This is a genomic window from Streptococcus pneumoniae, assembly GCA_040719455.1.
GTDB lineage: Bacteria > Bacillota > Bacilli > Lactobacillales > Streptococcaceae > Streptococcus > Streptococcus pneumoniae_G.
The window spans coordinates 574,593-591,051 of record JBFDTN010000001.1; the positions used below are offsets into that span (position 1 = coordinate 574,593).

Sequence of the window (16,459 nt, forward strand, 5' to 3'; positions counted from 1 at the left end):
TTCGTCTTTTCCGAATTATTTTAAAAAATAACTAAATTTTCTGAATATTTCCGCAAAAGTATGCTATACTAGGGATACTAGAAATAGAAGAGAGAATCCTATGAACAAGTCTTATTTTTATCTTGATATGAAAACGCACGAATTAGAGGTTCCATACAGCAAAAAGAAGCGCCGTATTCGTGTATTATTGCCCAAGAACTATGAAAATGATACAGAGCAATCCTACCCAGTTGTTTATTTTCACGATGGGCAAAACGTGCTTTATAGCAAGGAATCCTTTAGTGGTCATTCTTGGAAGGTGATTCCTGCCATCAAACGCAATCCTGATCTTGCTAAGATGATTGTTGTGGCGATTGATAATGACGGTTTTCAACGGATGAATGAGTATTCCGCGTGGAAATACAAGGAAATCAATATCCCAGGAGTCCAGTTTGGCGGACAAGGGACAGAATATGCTGAGTTTGTCATGGACGTGGTCAAGCCTTTCATAGACCAGAAATATCGCACCAAGTCGGATAAGGCTCACACAGCTATGATTGGCTCTTCTTTGGGCGGAAATATCACCCAGTTTATGGGGATTGAATACCAAGAAAGGATTGGTTGTTTAGGTGTCTTTTCATCGGCTAACTGGCTTCATCAAGAGGCATTCAATCGTTACATTGAAAAGAAAAATTTAGATAGTAGCCAGCGAGTTTATATCTATGTAGGCACAGAAGAAGCTGATGATACGGACAAGACGCTTATGGCAGGAAATATCAAACAGGCTTATATTGATTCCTCATTGACCTATTATGAGCAGTTGATTCGAGGAGGCATTCCTTTGGACAATTTGCTCCTTCGGATCAAATCAGGAGCTGAGCACAATGAACTAGCTTGGTCTGAGCAAATGGTCGAATGTTTTCAATTTTTTAGTGAGAAATGGTAGAAAAAGGAGAGAAACATATGCAAGTAGAATATCTTAGTCACTGGAGTGGTCATCTAAATCGTGAAATGAAGCTCAACCACTATGGACATGCAGGGATTCCTGTCGTTGTCTTTGCCTCATCAGGAGGCAGTCACAATGAATATGCAGATTTTGGCATGATTGAGGCTTGTCGAGACTTTATCGAAAGAGGGAAGATTCAATTTTTCACACTGAGCAGTGTGGATTCTGAAAGTTGGCTAGCAGACTTTAAAGCGCCGCATGACCGTGCTATGATGCACCAAGCGTATGACCGCTATGTGATTGAGGAGGCGATTCCTTTTATCAAACACCACACAGGTTGGTTCGATCCGATGATGACGACTGGTTGCTCAATGGGGGCTTACCACGCGCTGAATTTCTTTTTGAATCATCCGGATGTGTTTAACAAGGTGATTGCCCTAAGTGGCGTTTATGACGCACGTTTCTTTGTTGGTGAATACGGTACAGATGAAGCGATTTATCAAAATTCTCCGTCTGACTTTATTTGGAATCAAAATGACGGCTGGTTTATCGACCGCTATCGCCAAGCAGATATTATCATATGTACAGGACTAGGGGCTTGGGAGCACGATGGTCTGCCATCTTTTTACACCCTAAAAGAGGCTTTTGATCACAAAAATATCCCAGCTTGGTTTGCCGAGTGGGGACATGATGTAGCCCATGATTGGGAGTGGTGGCGCAAGCAGATGCCGTATTTCCTCAATGAATTAAATCTGTAAAGGAGGATTCCTATGAATTATATTGTTATTTCACCTTATTATCCGCAGAATTTCCAACAGTTCACTATTGAGCTTCATCAGCAAGGAATCAAGGTTTTAGGGATTGGACAAGAACCGTATGAGCAGTTAGATGAGCCTTTAAAGCAAGCTTTAAGTGAGTATTTCCGTGTTGATAATCTGGAAAATGTTGATGAAGTCAAGCGTGCGGTAGCCTTTTTATTCTATAAACATGGAGCTATTGACCGCATTGAATCCCACAATGAATACTGGCTGGAGCTAGATGCAGCATTACGCACGCAATTCAATGTTTTTGGGGCAAAGACAGAAGATTTGGTAAAAACCAAGTTTAAATCTGAAATGAAAAAATACTTCCAAAAAGCAGGAGTTCCAGTAGTACCTGGTAAGGTCATTAAACAACTGGCAGATATTGACCAAGCAGTCAAGACGATTGGTCTACCTATGATTGCAAAGCCTGATAATGGCGTGGGAGCAGCAGCGACCTATAAATTAGAAACTGCAGCGGATGTAGAACGGTTTAAGACTGAGTGGGATCAAACGACTGTTTACTTTTTTGAACAATTTGTCACTTCTAGCGAAATCTGTACCTTTGATGGTTTGACGGATAAGGACGGAAACATTGTCTTTTCTACGACGTTTGACTATGCCCATACACCGCTTGATTTGATGATTCATAAGATGGACAATTCTTACTATGTATTGAAAGACATGGATCCAAAGCTACGCAAATATGGGGAAAGCATTGTCAAAGAATTTGGCATGAAAGAGCGGTTTTTCCATATCGAGTTTTTCCGTGATGGAGATGATTACATCGCTATTGAGTACAATAATCGTCCAGCTGGAGGCTTTACGATTGATGTTTATAATTATGCTCACTCGATGGATCTCTACAAGAACTACGCGTCCTTGGTTGCAGGGCATGGTTTTGAGGAGTCTAAGTTTGAACCCCTTTATTGCCTTGCAGTGTCTCGAAGAGATCAGAAAGATTATCGCTATTCTGAGGAGGAAATTCTTCATAAATACCAAACTCAGCTCAAGACTGTTAAGCGCATGCCACGCGCCTTTGCAGAATTACAAGGAGATAGCCTGTATATGCTCACAACTGACAATCGTAAAGAACTAGAACAGATGATTGCTGACTTTGGTGCTGTTCAATAAAAAAAGAGAGCTTGCTCTCTTTTTTTATTTGTCAAAAGAAATTGTTCATTTTTCACAATTTCTTTTGACAAGGCTTTCATAAAGGGATATAATGAAAGAGAGTATATAAATATATAATCGTAGAAAGGTTGTGGTATCATGACACTTGATAAAGCTCTATTACTAGAGGTGTTCCGTAAAATGGAAGAAATCCGTCGGATGGATTTAAAAATTGCGCAACTCGTGAAGAAAGGAAAGGTTCCTGGGATGACGCACTTCTCTGTCGGAGAAGAAGCAGCAAACGTTGGAGCCATGCTGGCTCTTGATAAAGATGATTTGATTACCTCAAATCACCGCGGGCACGGGCAAGCCATTGCTAAAGGAATTAACTTAAATGAGATGATGGCAGAAATCCTCGGCAAATACACCGGAACTTGTAAAGGTAAGGGTGGTTCTATGCATATTGCAGACCTAGATGCTGGTAATCTAGGTGCCAATGGTATTGTAGGAGGGGGCATGGGGATTGCTGTTGGCGCAGCATTGAGCCAGCAGATGCATAAAACCGGTCGTATCGTTGTATGTTTCTTTGGAGATGGAGCGACAAATGAGGGGGTGTTCCATGAAGCAGTCAATATGGCTTCTATCTGGAATTTACCAGTCATTTTTTATTGCATTAACAATGGTTATGGTATTTCTGCGGATATTAAAAAGATGACCAATGTCAAACATATCCATGAGCGGAGCGCTGCGTATGGGATCCCTGGGATGTTTATCCCAGATGGCAATAATGTTCTTGACGTCTATGAAGAATTTAAAAAAGCAGTGGAGCATGTGCGTAGCGGCAAAGGACCTGTCTTGATTGAAAGCGTGACCTATCGTTGGCTAGGGCATTCGTCTTCTGACCCTGGCAAATACCGTACGCGCGAAGAAGTAGAAGAATGGAAGAAAAAAGACCCGATTGAACAACTTAGAAACCATCTAATAGAAAATAACCTAGCCACAGCTGAGGAGTTAGAAGTGATTCAAGCAGATGTTAAAGAAACAATCGAAGCGTCTGTCGTCTTTGCAGAAGAGAGTCCATTCCCACCACTAGCATCTGCTTTTGAAGATATTTACGCAGACTAAGAGAGGAGAAAGATAGATATGGAAACAAAAGTAATGTCATTCCGCGATACCATTATCCTTGCAATGTCTGAGGAAATGCGTCGTGATGAGAATGTCCTATTAATGGGAGAAGATGTCGGTATCTTTGGAGGAGATTTTGGAACATCCGTTGGAATGTTGGAAGAGTTTGGTCCAGAACGTGTTAGGGATTGTCCGATTTCTGAGGCAGCTATTTCAGGAGCCGCAGCAGGAGCTGCTATGACAGGGCTTCGTCCGATTGTAGATATGACCTTTATGGACTTCTCTGTCATTGCCATGGATGCGATTGTCAATCAAGCAGCGAAAACGCGCTATATGTTTGGCGGAAAAGGGCAGGTGCCGATGACGGTGCGCTGTGCAGCAGGAAATGGTGTCGGATCAGCTGCTCAGCATTCGCAGTCCTTGGAAAGCTGGTTTACGCACATTCCAGGATTGAAGGTGGTAGCTCCAGGAACACCAGCTGATATGAAAGGTTTGCTGAAAGCTTCGATTCGAGATAACAATCCGGTCATTATCTTAGAATATAAGTCTGAGTTCAATCAAAAAGGAGAAGTCCCTGTGGATCCTGACTATGTTATTCCGCTTGGTGTAGGGGAAATCAAAAAAGAAGGAACAGATATCACAGTCGTTACGTACGGAAAAATGTTGCGCCGTGTCATGCAAGCAGCAGAAGAATTAGCAACAGAAGGAATTTCTGTTGAAGTCGTTGACCCTAGAACTCTGGTACCTTTGGACAAGGACATCATCATCAATTCTGTGAAAAAGACAGGTAAGGTCGTTTTGGTAAATGATGCGCATAAGGCGAGCGGCTACATTGGTGAGATTTCAGCTATTATCTCTGAGTCAGAAGCCTTTGATTATTTAGATGCTCCTATTCGTCGTTGTGCAGGTGAAGATGTGCCAATGCCGTATGCACAAAATCTCGAAAATGCAATGATACCAACCGTTGAAAGTATCAAGGATGCAATTCGCAAAACCTACCATAAAGAATAGCAATATTATTTTACATAACTAATATTATGCAAAATAATACCTATTTATACGAAGCACAATCATGAAAGAGGAGTCTCCATGACAGATGATAAGTTAAGAGCGACCCCTGCCGCTAGAAAATTAGCAGATGAGCTAAAGCTCAATCTCTACGACATTTCTGGAACAGGCGCAAAGGGGCGCGTGCATAAAGAAGATGTAGAAAATTATAAGGAAACCAATCGTGTGAAAATTTCTCCTTTGGCGAAGAAAATTGCAGAAGAACACAATATTGCGTGGCAAGAAATTCACGGAACAGGTGTCCGTGGCAAGATCATGAAAAAAGATGTCTTAGCTCTCTTGCCTGAAAATGTTGAAAGTGATACGATTAAATCACCTGCTCATATTGAAAAAGTGGAAGAGCTACCATCTAATCAAACAGCTTTTGGTGAAATCGAGCGTATTCCAATGTCACCAATGCGTAAGGTCATTGCTCAACGGATGGTCGAAAGTTATCTCAAAGCTCCTGTTTTTGCCTTGAATTACGAGGTGGATATGACCAATCTCATTGCTCTTCGTAAGCAAGTCATTGAGCCTATCTTAGCCAAAACAGGTAATAAAGTAACCTTTACGGATTTGATTGGTTTAGCGGTGGTGAAAAATCTGATGAAACTAGAACATCGCTTTATCAACGCTAGTCTCAATCCTGAGGGAACAGAAATTACGGTTCATCATTATGTGAACTTAGGCATTGCAGTTGGATTAGATGAGGGATTGCTCGTGCCTGTCGTGAAAAATGCAGAAAAAATGACACTATCAGAATTTGTCTCCGCATCTAAAGAGCTGATTAAGGCTACACAGGCAGGAAAACTAAAACCTGACCAAATGTCAGGGTCAACCTTCTCGATTTCAAATCTAGGAATGTTTGGGATTGATTCTTTCAATCCGATTATCAACCAACCGAACTCTGCCATCCTTGGCGTGGCTGCTACTCAAGAAAAAGCAGTGGTTGTTGATGGAGAAATTGTGATCCGTCCAATCATGAAATTGACCTTGACGATTGATCATCGAGTAGTTGATGGAATGAACGGGGCGAAGTTTATGGTAGATCTCAAACATACCCTAGAAAATCCTATGGAATTGCTTGTATAATAGACGAGAGAAAGAGATAAAGGAGAAGACATGGCTTTAGAAGTAATTATGCCCAAAGCAGGGGTTGATATGACCGAAGGACAGATTGTCCAATGGAATAAAAAAGTAGGAGAATTTGTCAAAGAAGGAGAAATTCTTTTAGAAATTATGACCGATAAGGTCAGCATGGAGCTAGAAGCAGAAGAAGATGGCTATCTGATTGCGATTTTAAAAGGAGATGGTGAAACAGTTCCTGTTACAGAAGTCATTGGGTATCTAGGAGCAGAGGGCGAGTCTATTCCATTGGCTTCAGGAGCGCCTGATGCAGCACCAGCTAATGAAGTGGGAACTGGTGAAGCAATGCTAGAAGATAAGAGTGATGATGCCTATGATATTGTAGTCATTGGTGGTGGTCCTGCTGGTTATGTGTCTGCTATTAAAGCAGCGCAATTAGGCGGAAAAGTTGCTTTAGTTGAGAAATCTGAGCTTGGTGGAACTTGTTTGAACCGTGGTTGTATCCCAACTAAGACTTATCTCCATAATGCAGAAATCATTGAAAATATCGGGTATGCAGCACATCGTGGTATTATCATTGAAAATCCTGCCTTTAGCATTGATATGGATAAGGTTCTTGAGACGAAAAATAAAGTAGTCCAAACCCTTGTTGGTGGAGTAGCTGGACTCTTGCGGAGCTATGGCGTAGATGTTTATAAAGGCGTAGGAACGATTACTAAAGACAAGAATGTTTTGGTTAATGGTGAAGAAGTACTAGAAACCAAGAAAATCATCCTAGCAGGCGGCTCAAAAGTCAGCAAAATCAATGTTCCTGGAATGGAATCATCCTTGGTCATGACCAGCGATGATATTTTAGAGATGAATGAAGTCCCAGAAAATCTTGTCATCATCGGTGGTGGGGTTGTCGGTATTGAACTTGGACAAGCCTTTATGACCTTTGGAAGTAAGGTGACGGTTATTGAAATGATGGACCGCATTGTACCAGCGATGGATAAGGAAGTCTCTAAAAACCTCCGTCTCATTTTGGAACTAAAAGGCATGACGATTTTGACAGAGACTAAGTTACAAGAAATCATCGAAGAAAATGGTCAATTACGGATTAAAGTTGAAGGCAAGGACGATATTATAGCCGATAAAGCCTTGCTATCTATCGGACGTGTACCAGATCTTGAAGGGATTGGTGATATTGAGTTTGAGATGGATCGTGGACGAATCAAAGTCAATGAATACATGGAAACATCCGTTTCTGGTATCTATGCACCGGGAGATATTAACGGTACCAAGATGTTGGCTCATGCTGCCTTTCGCATGGGAGAGGTAGCAGCTGAAAATGCCTTAAAAGGCAATCATGCTATTGCAAAATTGAACTTAACCCCTGCTGCAATTTATACCTTGCCAGAAGTCGCAGCTGTCGGTTTGACTGAAGAGCAAGCTCGTGAAAAATATGATGTAGCAATCGGAAAATTCAACTTTGCTGCAAATGGACGTGCCATTGCTTCTGACGCTGCACAAGGATTTGTCAAAGTTATCGCAGATAAGAAATACGGTGAAGTCCTAGGAGTACATATCATTGGACCATCAGCAGCTGAGTTGATTAACGAAGCGTCTTCTATTATTGAGATGGAAATTACGGTCGAAGAAATGCTCAAGACCATTCACGGACATCCAACCTATTCAGAAGTGATGTACGAAGCCTTTGCAGATGTATTAGGCTTAGCTGTACATTCTCCAAAGAAAAAGTAAAAAACATGTGCAAATGATGGGAGTGGGATTCAATCGTGATTTCGAAGAAATTGATTTTGTTAACTTCGCTTTCCAATTTTTAGGCTCAGGTATCAATAGTCACTTCCTTGGCTATTGATATGCGCCAAACTGTTAGAATTATAAAATGTAACGAGGTTGGATATTTTTATCCCACTCTCCATTTGTCATCGACTATCTCAATCTGGAGGATTTATGAAATACATTATCAATCATAGCAATGATACGGCTTACAATATTGCCTTAGAAGAATATGCTTTTAAGCAGTTGTTAGACGAAGACATGATTTTCCTACTGTGGATTAACAAACCATCCATCATCGTAGGACGTCATCAAAATACCATCGAAGAAATCAACCGTGATTTTGTGCGGGAAAATGGTATTGAAGTGGTTCGCCGGATTAGCGGCGGTGGCGCTGTTTATCATGATTACAATAATCTAAATTACACCATTATTTCTAAGGAAAGTGAAGACCGTGCCTTTGATTTTAAGAGTTTTTCCATTCCTGTGATTAAAACCTTGGAATCTCTTGGTGTGAAAGCTGAATTTACTGGTCGAAATGACTTGGAAATTGATGGTAAAAAATTCTGTGGCAACGCTCAAGCTTATATCAACGGACGTATCATGCACCATGGTTGTCTCTTATTTGATGTGGATTTGTCAGTCTTATCCAAGGCACTTAAGGTTTCAAAAGATAAAATTGAGTCGAAAGGTGTAAAATCCGTTCGAGCGCGTGTGACGAATATTATTGATGAATTGCCTGAAAAGATCACTGTCGAAGCCTTCCGTGATCTACTTTTAGATTACATGAAAAAAGAATATCCAGACATGACCGAGTATATTTTTTCAGAAGAAGAGATTGCAGCGATTGAAAAGACCAAGGCGGAAAAATTCGGAAATTGGGACTGGAATTATGGGAAATCGCCAGACTATAATATCAAGAGAGGTACGAAATTCCAAAGTGGAAAAGTGGAAGTTTATGCCAACGTCGTGCAATCCCGCATTGAAAACCTAAAAATTTACGGAGATTTCTTTGGAATTGAAGATGTAGCTGCGGTTGAAGAGGTTGTCAAAGGAATTCCTTATGAGCGCGAGAGCGTTTTAGAAGCTTTAGAGACGCTTGATATTAGTCGTTACTTTGCAGGTATTAGTCGAGAAGAGATTGCAGAAGCGATTGTGGGGTGATACTATGAGCATTACAGTATTGATTACCTATAAGGGAAAGGGTGTGGCAGCCCAGCAATTTGCTAGAGAAATGGAACAAACAGGTATCGCAGAACGTATTCGTCAAGAAGTCGGAAATTTGCGCTATGAATATTTTCGACCTTTTGATGATGAGGAAAGTATCCTGCTGGTCGATAGTTGGGAAAATCAAGAAGCCTTAGACCTCCATCATGCTTCTCCTATGATGGGAGATATTATACGTTTGCGGGAAAAGTATGACTTACATATGGCAGTGGAACGTTATTACTCAGAAGATGTTCCCGAACAAGATTTGATCTTTATTCGTAAGGAGAAAAAATGATGTCATTTCAAAAGGTAGCTGACTTACTTCAGCAGCTGGATCGCTCTATTTGGATACAGACTTTAGAAAAAACCATGTATCTTTACTGGACAAAGAAAGTTTATCAGGAAAATCAGTCGTTTTGGTAGGATTGGCTACCTTAATTTTTTCCATTTGGAATGGCACTGGTCGCATTTTTAAGAGATTTTCCACTATAAAATTTAGAATAGTTTTCTAGTGATGAGTCATCGCTTATCTCAGCAACAGCTTTTTCAGCTAGCAAATAGCATTCCTGTCTCGATCGGTCTTCACCAATTAGCTTGATTGGTTCAGGCAGCTATTCTGCTTGAATTAATCAAGCCTATGTGTGGAATGTTGCTTTTCTTCACCATCATTTGATAGAAGCATTAGGAAAACGCTTTATTTTGTGCTATACTAAGAGCAAAGAATAAGGAGGCAGATATGTCACATCATGTTTTACAAAATGGGTCGGATATTCGAGGGATTGCGATTGAAACGGACGAATACGCTGTGAATCTAACAGAAGAAGCAGTTCGGAAGATAGCAAGAGGTGTCATCCATTGGCTATGCCAAGATGAGCAATTCTCTAAAATCTATCAAGCAGGACAGCTAAAAATCGGAATTGGACGAGATAGTCGTCTCAGTGGTCCGAGTTTAGTTGCCGCTTTTTCGCAAGAAGCAACTCGATTTGGGGCTCAAGTCTTGGATTTTGGATTAGCCACAACCCCTGCCCTCTTTATGAGTACGCAGTACCCAGAGTTTGCTTGTCATGCTGGTATTATGGTGACTGCTAGTCACTTGCCTTACTATTTTAATGGCATTAAGATTTTTAGCCAAAAAGGTGGCGCTGAACACGAAGATATTGCTTTCATCCTTGAGAACAGTGAGGAATTACCAGTAGAAAGTAAGGGGACTGTGACTCCAGCTGATTTGATGAACCCTTATGCTGAGGACTTGGTGGAAAAAATTCGTAATGCCAATAACGGAGAGCAAGAACCTTTGAAAGGCTTGCATATCTTGGTCGATGCTGGAAATGGAGCAGGTGGTTTCTTTGCTGAAAAAGTCTTAGAACCTCTAGGTGCTAAGACGGCAGGTTCTCAATTTTTAGATCCTGACGGGACTTTTCCAAACCATATCCCAAATCCTGATAATAAAGAAGCCATGGCAAGTATTCAGGAAGCAGTATTGCGCCACAACGCAGATTTGGGAATTATCTTTGATACCGATGTCGATCGTGCAGCTCTCGTGACCAAGTCAGGAGAGATTCTCAATAGGAATAATCTAATTGCCGTTCTCAGTCAAATCATTCTGCAAGAACACCCAGGAACGAGCATTGTGACCAATTCGCCGACTTCTGAACATTTAAAACGCTTTATTGAAGAGCTGGGTGGTAAGCAGATTCGGTATATTTCAGGCTATCGCAATGTCATCAATAAGGCCATCGCCACTAATGAAGAAGGTATAGATTGTCAGTTAGCCATTGAGACATCCGGTCATGCTGCCTTTAAGGAAAATTACTTTCTTGATGATGGCACCTATGCAGCGGCGAAGATTCTCATGCTTTTACCTCACTTACAATCAGACGGAAAGAGCTTAGATGATTTGATTGCAACTTTAAAACAGCCAGTTGAAACGCAGGAAGTTCGCTTTAAGTTGGAAACAGATAATTTTCGTGCCCTTGGTGAACAAGCGATTGCAGATTTGCGAGAGCAAAAGATAGATGGCTTTGTCTTTAATCCTGAAAATGAAGAAGGGGTGCGGTTTGATGTTAGCTCTCCATACGGCTCTGGCTGGTTCTTACTACGCATGAGTCTTCATGAACCTCTGCTAGTTTTACAAGTTGAGAATGACGAACTAGGTCATATTCCAGCTATTTTAAAAGAAATAAGTCACTGTTTGAAAGTCTATCCAGCTATCAATCAAGCACAATTACAGGCTATTATTCAATCATAAAATCAAAAAAGTAAGGTCTCAAACCTTACTTTTCAATCTTTTCTTGGCTTAAAAATGCAATAATCTGCTGAATGATTTCATCTTGTTGCTCAGAAGCAGAAATAACTGGCGTTCCGTCTTTTTGTTGCTGACCATAAAGACCAAATCCGCTATGATTTCCTCCCTCAATGGTCACATAGTGAGTATCTGCTGGTAGTCGCTTTTAGCCTCTTCGTATTTGTCCCATTTTAAAATCTTGTCTTTAGAGGCAGTCAGTGAGAGTACAGGAAGATTGCTATTTGCTAGATTAATGCTATCAGATGGATAGGCAGCTAGCAAAATCAATCCATCAACTTCAGGCAGTTCAGTATTCATGCTAGCCACAACCCCACCCAGGGAATGCCCACCAATAGAGACATGCTTCAAGCCGTAACGTTTGATGACTTTCTTGGCTTTACCTGTTGAGAGAATGGGTAGATTAAGCGTGGAGTTAAGGAGATAGACAGTGTACCCTTTCTCAGCAAGCACAACTCCGAGTTTGGCATAGCTTTTAGCTTCAACCAAGCCACCACCATAGAGAAGAACCGTTCCTTTTTCATCTTTGGCTTTGAAAATCATTGTACCATTTTCAATCCTAGCTTGCTTGACATAACTGAGAGCTTCAGATGTAGGCTGATAGGTCCTACTATGGATAGCAATTCCTCCGATAAAGCTAGATGCCAGTAGCAGTAGAAGGATTATTTTGAGAATTTTTTTCAGTCATTTCATACCTGTTTTTTCTAAAATGGGTTAATAGTGGTCTTTACAAGAATAAATGTAAATAGTCGTATCGTCAACACTATAAATAATTCGATGTTCATCTGAAATCCGTCTAGACCATTTACCAGTTAGGTCATATTTTAACGGTTCAGGTTTTCCAATACCTGAAAATGGATGACGATCAATTTCTTTGATGAGTCGATTGATTTTCTTAATCGTTGTTTTATTTCCTTGATCGTACCAATACATGTAGTCATTCCATGCATCATCTGACCAAGCCTTAATCATTATCTTCTACCTCAAGAAGTTCATGTGTGTGAAAGTTTCTAGTCTTGAACTGCTCATCGCCACGCTTGATTTTATCCATCAAGTAGCTATTTGACATAATACGAAATGTCTCTTGCATATTGTCATAATCTCTCTTAGAAAGGACTACAATGGTGTCTTCCACATCACGCGAGGTTACAATGAGCGCCTCAGCATCTTCATTCACCTGCTTCATGTAATGCTTCAGATTTTGTCTGAAATTTGAGTAAGCTACCGCTTCCATGGAATCATCTCCTTTTGTTTACTTGTACAATAAATTGTACCTCAAAAACATAGAAAAAGCAAGAATTTGTACAAGATATTGTCAAAAAAACGAAAACAAACAGCACAGAACTTCGTTAGAAATCCTGTGCTGTTTGTCTTATTTGGGATATTAAATCTTTTTATTCCCACTCGCTAATTGTCATATATTGATTGACTAGAATTGTTGATTTAATAGCGTTTGATAATACAATCTATTGTTTTAATTTAGTATAATTTGATTATTTTGTTGTTAAATTGTTGTTACTTCTGATGAATATAGTAAAGAAGTTCGTCAACTATTGTTTCGAGAATTTTTTCTTGATTTTTATTGAGATTATGCTGTTCTATCAATTCTGTTTGAAGTTCTGATAGAGTTTTTTTATCTTGTATACATTGTATCCATAGGGAGTGCTTAAAAATGTCTAGTTCGTTAGGAGAAAAACTTTCTATTTTGCTTAGCTTTATATCTCGTAAAGGCATGTAATCAATCAGCGCAAATTTAGTTTGTCCTAGTAGCTCATCAGTGGTAATATTAAATATTTTAGCTAATTTAATTATGTTATCAAGACTAGGTTCATTTTTTCCTGTTTCCCAATCACTATAGGAATTTTGCTTTATGCCAATTTGTTCTGCTAACTCTTTCTGAGTTAGTTTATTTTTTTTTCTAAGAGTTTTCAATTTATCAGTAAAAAATGTCATAATGTATCTCCAATCGTAAAAAACGATATTTTGTTGACAAATATCGTGAAACGCGTTAAAATAGTTGTATCGTATATAACGATATTCAAATTATACCAAACTATTCAACTGTTTGGCAAGTAGAAATGAGGTAACAGCCTATGATTGTATAAAAAAGTCTTTGAAAAGCAGAACTTCTCAAAGACTTACCAAAATAACTAACTTGATTATACCATATTTTAGAGAAAAGAGAAAAGGAGATGGAATGTTATAAAGATTTAAGAGATATTGCAAAAGCTACAGGAAAATCATACAGTTCGGTTAAAAAGTGGCGTTTAAAGGTTGAGGAACTAGCTGGCTATAAGTTTAAAATGACTAGAATGCGAGTGAGCCGTAGACGTGTACAAGATGTCTATCAGTTCACCGAAGAAGAGTTTGAGAAGTTTGTCAGATTGTCTAAAAGGATTGATGAGACAAATAACTTGGCGCAGTCTGTAGTGGAAATTTGGGGTGATTTAAAGGCTCGTAGAGAGCGTAAACTGTATCAAGATGTTGCTGATACAAAAGTTACCCTAAACAAGCTAGTAAAAGCTCACAACTCCAAAAATTTAATAATAACAGCCCTTCAAAATAGGGTAGAGAAACTAGAAGAAAGACTGGAAGTGCTGGAAGAAAATCAGTCTAAAGGCTTCTTCTCACGAAATAAAAAGAAAGAAAAAAGAGGTATTTAAGTTTGAAAAAAAATAAAAGCTAATTGATTTATTGTTTATCCTAATTTTGGGCGCACTAAAAAGAGGTGTTGAAACCTGATTTTTGAGATTAAGCGACATTGAATCCGTGCTGTTGTGCAAAACGAACAGCGTCTTGAACAGACATCGTTTTATCAGGATTTCGTATTTCGGTCAGTCCTTGTAAAACAGGATTGTAGTCTTCTTGTTTCCGTAGCACTTGGTACACAGAAACCAGTAATCTGCGACAGATAGCGATGATAGCTTTTCTGTGCCCACGACGTTTCTTTAGCTTGAGATATTTGTTTCTGAATTCAGGATGTTTATCAGACCTAACAATAGCATTAGCAATTTGAACGAGAAAAGGTTTGAGGTATTGTCCACCTTTAGAAATACGAGTAGAATATTTCTTCCCCGCACTTTCATTGTTGGCAGGGACAAGTCCAGCCCAGGAACAGAGTTTTCCAGCAGAATCAAAGACAGTCATATCGTCCCCTATTTCAGAAATGATTCTGAGTGCAGAGAGTTCCTCTTTGAAACCAGGCACAGTTTGAATTAACTTGACCTGTTCTTGATATTCTTTTCCCAATTCCCGAATCATTGCTTCTAAGTCTTCTTTACAGATAGCTAGGGCATCATAGTGGGCTTTGATGACTCTGATTTTCTCAGCTTGTTCAGGTGTTAATTCGCCTTCCGTAGCGATTTCCAAGTCTTGCACTTTATCCTTCATTCTCTTGTGAACGAGTTGTTCAATGTTTGGTTTCTCTTCAGGATTGTCAAGGATGCTTGTAATAATAGCTTGAGCACTCTTTCCGAAGACATCGGAAACGACACTTGCAATTTGAAGATTAGACCAAGTTAGGCAGTTTTGGTAACGATTTTTCTCGCTAACTTGAAGTTGTGTTAATTTCATTCGATAGCGAAATAGGTCACGTAATTGTCTGATTTTGAGCGGGGGAATAAAGCTAGAAGCAACTAAATCATGCTTGAAGAGGTCGGCTATCCATTGCGCATCTTTCTTGTCGGTTTTCTTTCCTCGAATAGCTTTGACATATTTGGGATGAGCTAAGCAGACATTGGTCTGTTCTTCTAGGATATTGAAAACAGGAATCGAGTATTTACCAGTAGATTCCATACAGACATCGAAGCAGGAATAATATTCCAACCAATCACGTAGCTGAGTGAGTCCATTGGTAAAGGTGGAGAAGCGTTTACGATGGTACTCAGTAATTCCTTGACTATTGGTGATGGCAATAACTGCTACGACAAAAGTTTTATGCACATCAATTCCACAACAATTAGGATAAACGATTTTTAACATAGGAGGAAACTCCTTTCTCAAAAGTAGAGAAGCTCCTATCCCTTGACTGCTCTTCCCTTTCACAAACGAGTCGCTTATCCAAGTATAAGTTTACGTGCTCTTAGTCACAGTTAGTTGTGCTTGATAGGAAGAACCACACCTATAATTATTCGAGGTAGTAGCTGAACTACTCACTTACTCTCCTCCCCGTGATTTGTAGTAGTGATAGGGCTTCTCACTGTTATTATAGACAAAAATAAAGAGCGTAGCACTTTTTCATTCAGTGTTGTGCCTTGAGTGAAACGAAAGGAATGAATTATAATTATGGCACAACCAACATGGAATCGTACACTATCAGAAGTATTACAACAAAATACGGTTCGGAAAACATTTACCAGTGAAAAGACAGGAAATGAATACGAAACTGATGTAATTGAAAAACTTGAAGTTGTCTCTACAGGTAGCGTAGAGGAAGTAGACGGCAAGTATAGTTATTCTGTAGTTGATACAGTTCATCAGCTAGAATACACTATCAAGACACAGAACGAAATTGAGGTATTCTTTGGAGCAGAACTTATCTTTAGTAATGTGACAGGTGGTATGACCAATAATGGTCGCGGTTGGTATAAAGCTGACAGTGTATCTTTGAAGAAGGAAACTCGTTGATTTATAGTGAAAACATAGCTTTTGGTGAGATGTAGCCCGCACCTTCGTTGTCGGGCGGAACGCCCCCGTCAGCGAAGGTGCGGTGCAACTACTAGCTCTCCAAAACCAAGCTATGTTTTCACTAAAGGAGTTTTCATAAGTTTTCATAATTTCGTTATTTCGATTTTAAAAGTTTACATAAATTTTGTCAAAAGTTTTTTTAGCGTTTCTATATATCCATAATGCCAAAACCTATGCGCGCGCCATTCTAGGACTTGACGATAGAATGGTGCAAAACCATTGACACCATTGGGTTTAAGACGGTTAGTCGCCCCTCAAAACGGGGCATTAAAAACCCTAAAAATGGTGAAAAAGGTTGGATATATTCTTGGATATATAGTGGATATATAGAAAGAAAAACGCTTCTATATATCCAAAAAGTGCCAAAATTTTGTGAAAAAAGTT

At 39.6% G+C, this 16,459-nt stretch carries 17 protein-coding genes and 1 pseudogene; 13 read left to right on the plus strand and 5 right to left on the minus strand.

Annotated elements, in window-relative coordinates; genetic code table 11:
- Positions 1-100: 100 nt before the first annotated feature.
- The 11 genes from AB1I63_02630 (at position 101) to AB1I63_02680 (ending at position 11,335) form a co-directional block, all read left to right on the plus strand.
- Positions 101-925 (plus strand): alpha/beta hydrolase, encoded by an 825-nt coding sequence (locus AB1I63_02630; protein MEW4353784.1) that lies wholly within the window; start codon positions 101-103, stop codon positions 923-925.
- A 17-nt stretch (positions 926-942) separates the two neighbouring features.
- The gene (locus AB1I63_02635) at positions 943-1,683 is read left to right on the plus strand and encodes an alpha/beta hydrolase-fold protein (GenBank protein ID MEW4353785.1); all 741 of its coding nucleotides are present in this window, start codon (positions 943-945) and stop codon (positions 1,681-1,683) included.
- A 12-nt stretch (positions 1,684-1,695) separates the two neighbouring features.
- Positions 1,696-2,859, plus strand: coding sequence for an ATP-grasp domain-containing protein (locus AB1I63_02640; GenBank protein ID MEW4353786.1), 1,164 nt, complete (start codon positions 1,696-1,698; stop codon positions 2,857-2,859).
- Positions 2,860-2,994: 135 nt separating this feature from the next.
- Entirely contained in the window at positions 2,995-3,963 is a 969-nt protein-coding gene (locus AB1I63_02645; GenBank protein ID MEW4353787.1) for a thiamine pyrophosphate-dependent dehydrogenase E1 component subunit alpha, read from the plus strand.
- Between the two features lie 18 nt (positions 3,964-3,981).
- Complete coding sequence (locus AB1I63_02650) at positions 3,982-4,974, plus strand: alpha-ketoacid dehydrogenase subunit beta (protein ID MEW4353788.1); 993 nt, start codon at positions 3,982-3,984, stop codon at positions 4,972-4,974.
- Positions 4,975-5,052: 78 nt separating this feature from the next.
- Entirely contained in the window at positions 5,053-6,102 is a 1,050-nt protein-coding gene (locus AB1I63_02655; GenBank protein MEW4353789.1) for a dihydrolipoamide acetyltransferase, read from the plus strand.
- A 30-nt stretch (positions 6,103-6,132) separates the two neighbouring features.
- Positions 6,133-7,839 carry a dihydrolipoyl dehydrogenase gene (lpdA, locus tag AB1I63_02660; GenBank protein ID MEW4353790.1) on the plus strand — a complete coding sequence of 569 codons (1,707 nt, stop codon included), beginning with the start codon at positions 6,133-6,135 and terminating at the stop codon, positions 7,837-7,839.
- A gap of 213 nt (positions 7,840-8,052) precedes the next feature.
- On the plus strand, positions 8,053-9,042 hold the full coding sequence (locus AB1I63_02665; GenBank protein MEW4353791.1) for a lipoate--protein ligase: 990 nt from the start codon (positions 8,053-8,055) through the stop codon (positions 9,040-9,042).
- A gap of 4 nt (positions 9,043-9,046) precedes the next feature.
- On the plus strand, positions 9,047-9,382 hold the full coding sequence (locus AB1I63_02670; GenBank protein ID MEW4353792.1) for a putative quinol monooxygenase: 336 nt from the start codon (positions 9,047-9,049) through the stop codon (positions 9,380-9,382).
- A complete protein-coding gene (locus AB1I63_02675) occupies positions 9,379-9,510 on the plus strand; it encodes a hypothetical protein (protein ID MEW4353793.1) in 132 nt (43 codons plus the stop codon). Before AB1I63_02670 ends, AB1I63_02675 begins: the two co-directional genes overlap by 4 nt.
- 313 nt (positions 9,511-9,823) lie before the next feature.
- Positions 9,824-11,335 (plus strand): phosphomannomutase/phosphoglucomutase, encoded by a 1,512-nt coding sequence (locus AB1I63_02680; GenBank protein ID MEW4353794.1) that lies wholly within the window; start codon positions 9,824-9,826, stop codon positions 11,333-11,335.
- 25 nt (positions 11,336-11,360) lie between these two features.
- Here the strand turns inward: AB1I63_02680 and AB1I63_02685 are convergent.
- The 4 genes and pseudogenes from AB1I63_02685 to AB1I63_02700 all read right to left on the minus strand — a co-directional run bounded on the left by AB1I63_02685 (position 11,361) and on the right by AB1I63_02700 (position 13,342).
- A pseudogene (locus AB1I63_02685) lies at positions 11,361-11,932 on the minus strand (alpha/beta hydrolase).
- A 171-nt stretch (positions 11,933-12,103) separates the two neighbouring features.
- On the minus strand, positions 12,104-12,361 hold the full coding sequence (locus AB1I63_02690; protein MEW4353795.1) for a Txe/YoeB family addiction module toxin: 258 nt from the start codon (positions 12,359-12,361) through the stop codon (positions 12,104-12,106).
- Complete coding sequence (locus AB1I63_02695; protein MEW4353796.1) at positions 12,354-12,623, minus strand: type II toxin-antitoxin system Phd/YefM family antitoxin; 270 nt, start codon at positions 12,621-12,623, stop codon at positions 12,354-12,356. Before AB1I63_02695 ends, AB1I63_02690 begins: the two co-directional genes overlap by 8 nt.
- 281 nt (positions 12,624-12,904) lie before the next feature.
- On the minus strand, positions 12,905-13,342 hold the full coding sequence (locus AB1I63_02700; protein MEW4353797.1) for a helix-turn-helix transcriptional regulator: 438 nt from the start codon (positions 13,340-13,342) through the stop codon (positions 12,905-12,907).
- Between the two features lie 239 nt (positions 13,343-13,581).
- Here AB1I63_02700 and AB1I63_02705 point away from each other — a divergent pair, with 239 nt between their 5' ends.
- Positions 13,582-14,052, plus strand: coding sequence for a hypothetical protein (locus tag AB1I63_02705; protein MEW4353798.1), 471 nt, complete (start codon positions 13,582-13,584; stop codon positions 14,050-14,052).
- Positions 14,053-14,140: 88 nt separating this feature from the next.
- Here the strand turns inward: AB1I63_02705 and AB1I63_02710 are convergent, their stop codons facing one another.
- On the minus strand, positions 14,141-15,370 hold the full coding sequence (locus AB1I63_02710; protein ID MEW4353799.1) for an IS110 family transposase: 1,230 nt from the start codon (positions 15,368-15,370) through the stop codon (positions 14,141-14,143).
- Between the two features lie 303 nt (positions 15,371-15,673).
- Between AB1I63_02710 and AB1I63_02715 the strand changes: the two genes are divergently transcribed.
- Positions 15,674-16,015, plus strand: coding sequence for a hypothetical protein (locus tag AB1I63_02715; protein ID MEW4353800.1), 342 nt, complete (start codon positions 15,674-15,676; stop codon positions 16,013-16,015).
- Positions 16,016-16,459: the final 444 nt, after the last annotated feature.

Coding starts and splice junctions, on each gene's coding strand:
- lpdA (MEW4353790.1), top strand. CDS start 6,133: ATGGCTTTAGAAGTAATTATGCCCAAAGCAGGGGTTGATATGACCGAA.
- AB1I63_02690 (MEW4353795.1), bottom strand. CDS start 12,361: ATGATTAAGGCTTGGTCAGATGATGCATGGAATGACTACATGTATTGG.
- AB1I63_02635 (MEW4353785.1), top strand. CDS start 943: ATGCAAGTAGAATATCTTAGTCACTGGAGTGGTCATCTAAATCGTGAA.
- AB1I63_02710 (MEW4353799.1), bottom strand. CDS start 15,370: ATGTTAAAAATCGTTTATCCTAATTGTTGTGGAATTGATGTGCATAAA.
- AB1I63_02700 (MEW4353797.1), bottom strand. CDS start 13,342: ATGACATTTTTTACTGATAAATTGAAAACTCTTAGAAAAAAAAATAAA.
- AB1I63_02640 (MEW4353786.1), top strand. CDS start 1,696: ATGAATTATATTGTTATTTCACCTTATTATCCGCAGAATTTCCAACAG.
- AB1I63_02670 (MEW4353792.1), top strand. CDS start 9,047: ATGAGCATTACAGTATTGATTACCTATAAGGGAAAGGGTGTGGCAGCC.
- AB1I63_02675 (MEW4353793.1), top strand. CDS start 9,379: ATGATGTCATTTCAAAAGGTAGCTGACTTACTTCAGCAGCTGGATCGC.
- AB1I63_02715 (MEW4353800.1), top strand. CDS start 15,674: ATGGCACAACCAACATGGAATCGTACACTATCAGAAGTATTACAACAA.
- AB1I63_02695 (MEW4353796.1), bottom strand. CDS start 12,623: ATGGAAGCGGTAGCTTACTCAAATTTCAGACAAAATCTGAAGCATTAC.
- AB1I63_02680 (MEW4353794.1), top strand. CDS start 9,824: ATGTCACATCATGTTTTACAAAATGGGTCGGATATTCGAGGGATTGCG.
- AB1I63_02665 (MEW4353791.1), top strand. CDS start 8,053: ATGAAATACATTATCAATCATAGCAATGATACGGCTTACAATATTGCC.
- AB1I63_02650 (MEW4353788.1), top strand. CDS start 3,982: ATGGAAACAAAAGTAATGTCATTCCGCGATACCATTATCCTTGCAATG.
- AB1I63_02630 (MEW4353784.1), top strand. CDS start 101: ATGAACAAGTCTTATTTTTATCTTGATATGAAAACGCACGAATTAGAG.
- AB1I63_02705 (MEW4353798.1), top strand. CDS start 13,582: ATGGAATGTTATAAAGATTTAAGAGATATTGCAAAAGCTACAGGAAAA.
- AB1I63_02655 (MEW4353789.1), top strand. CDS start 5,053: ATGACAGATGATAAGTTAAGAGCGACCCCTGCCGCTAGAAAATTAGCA.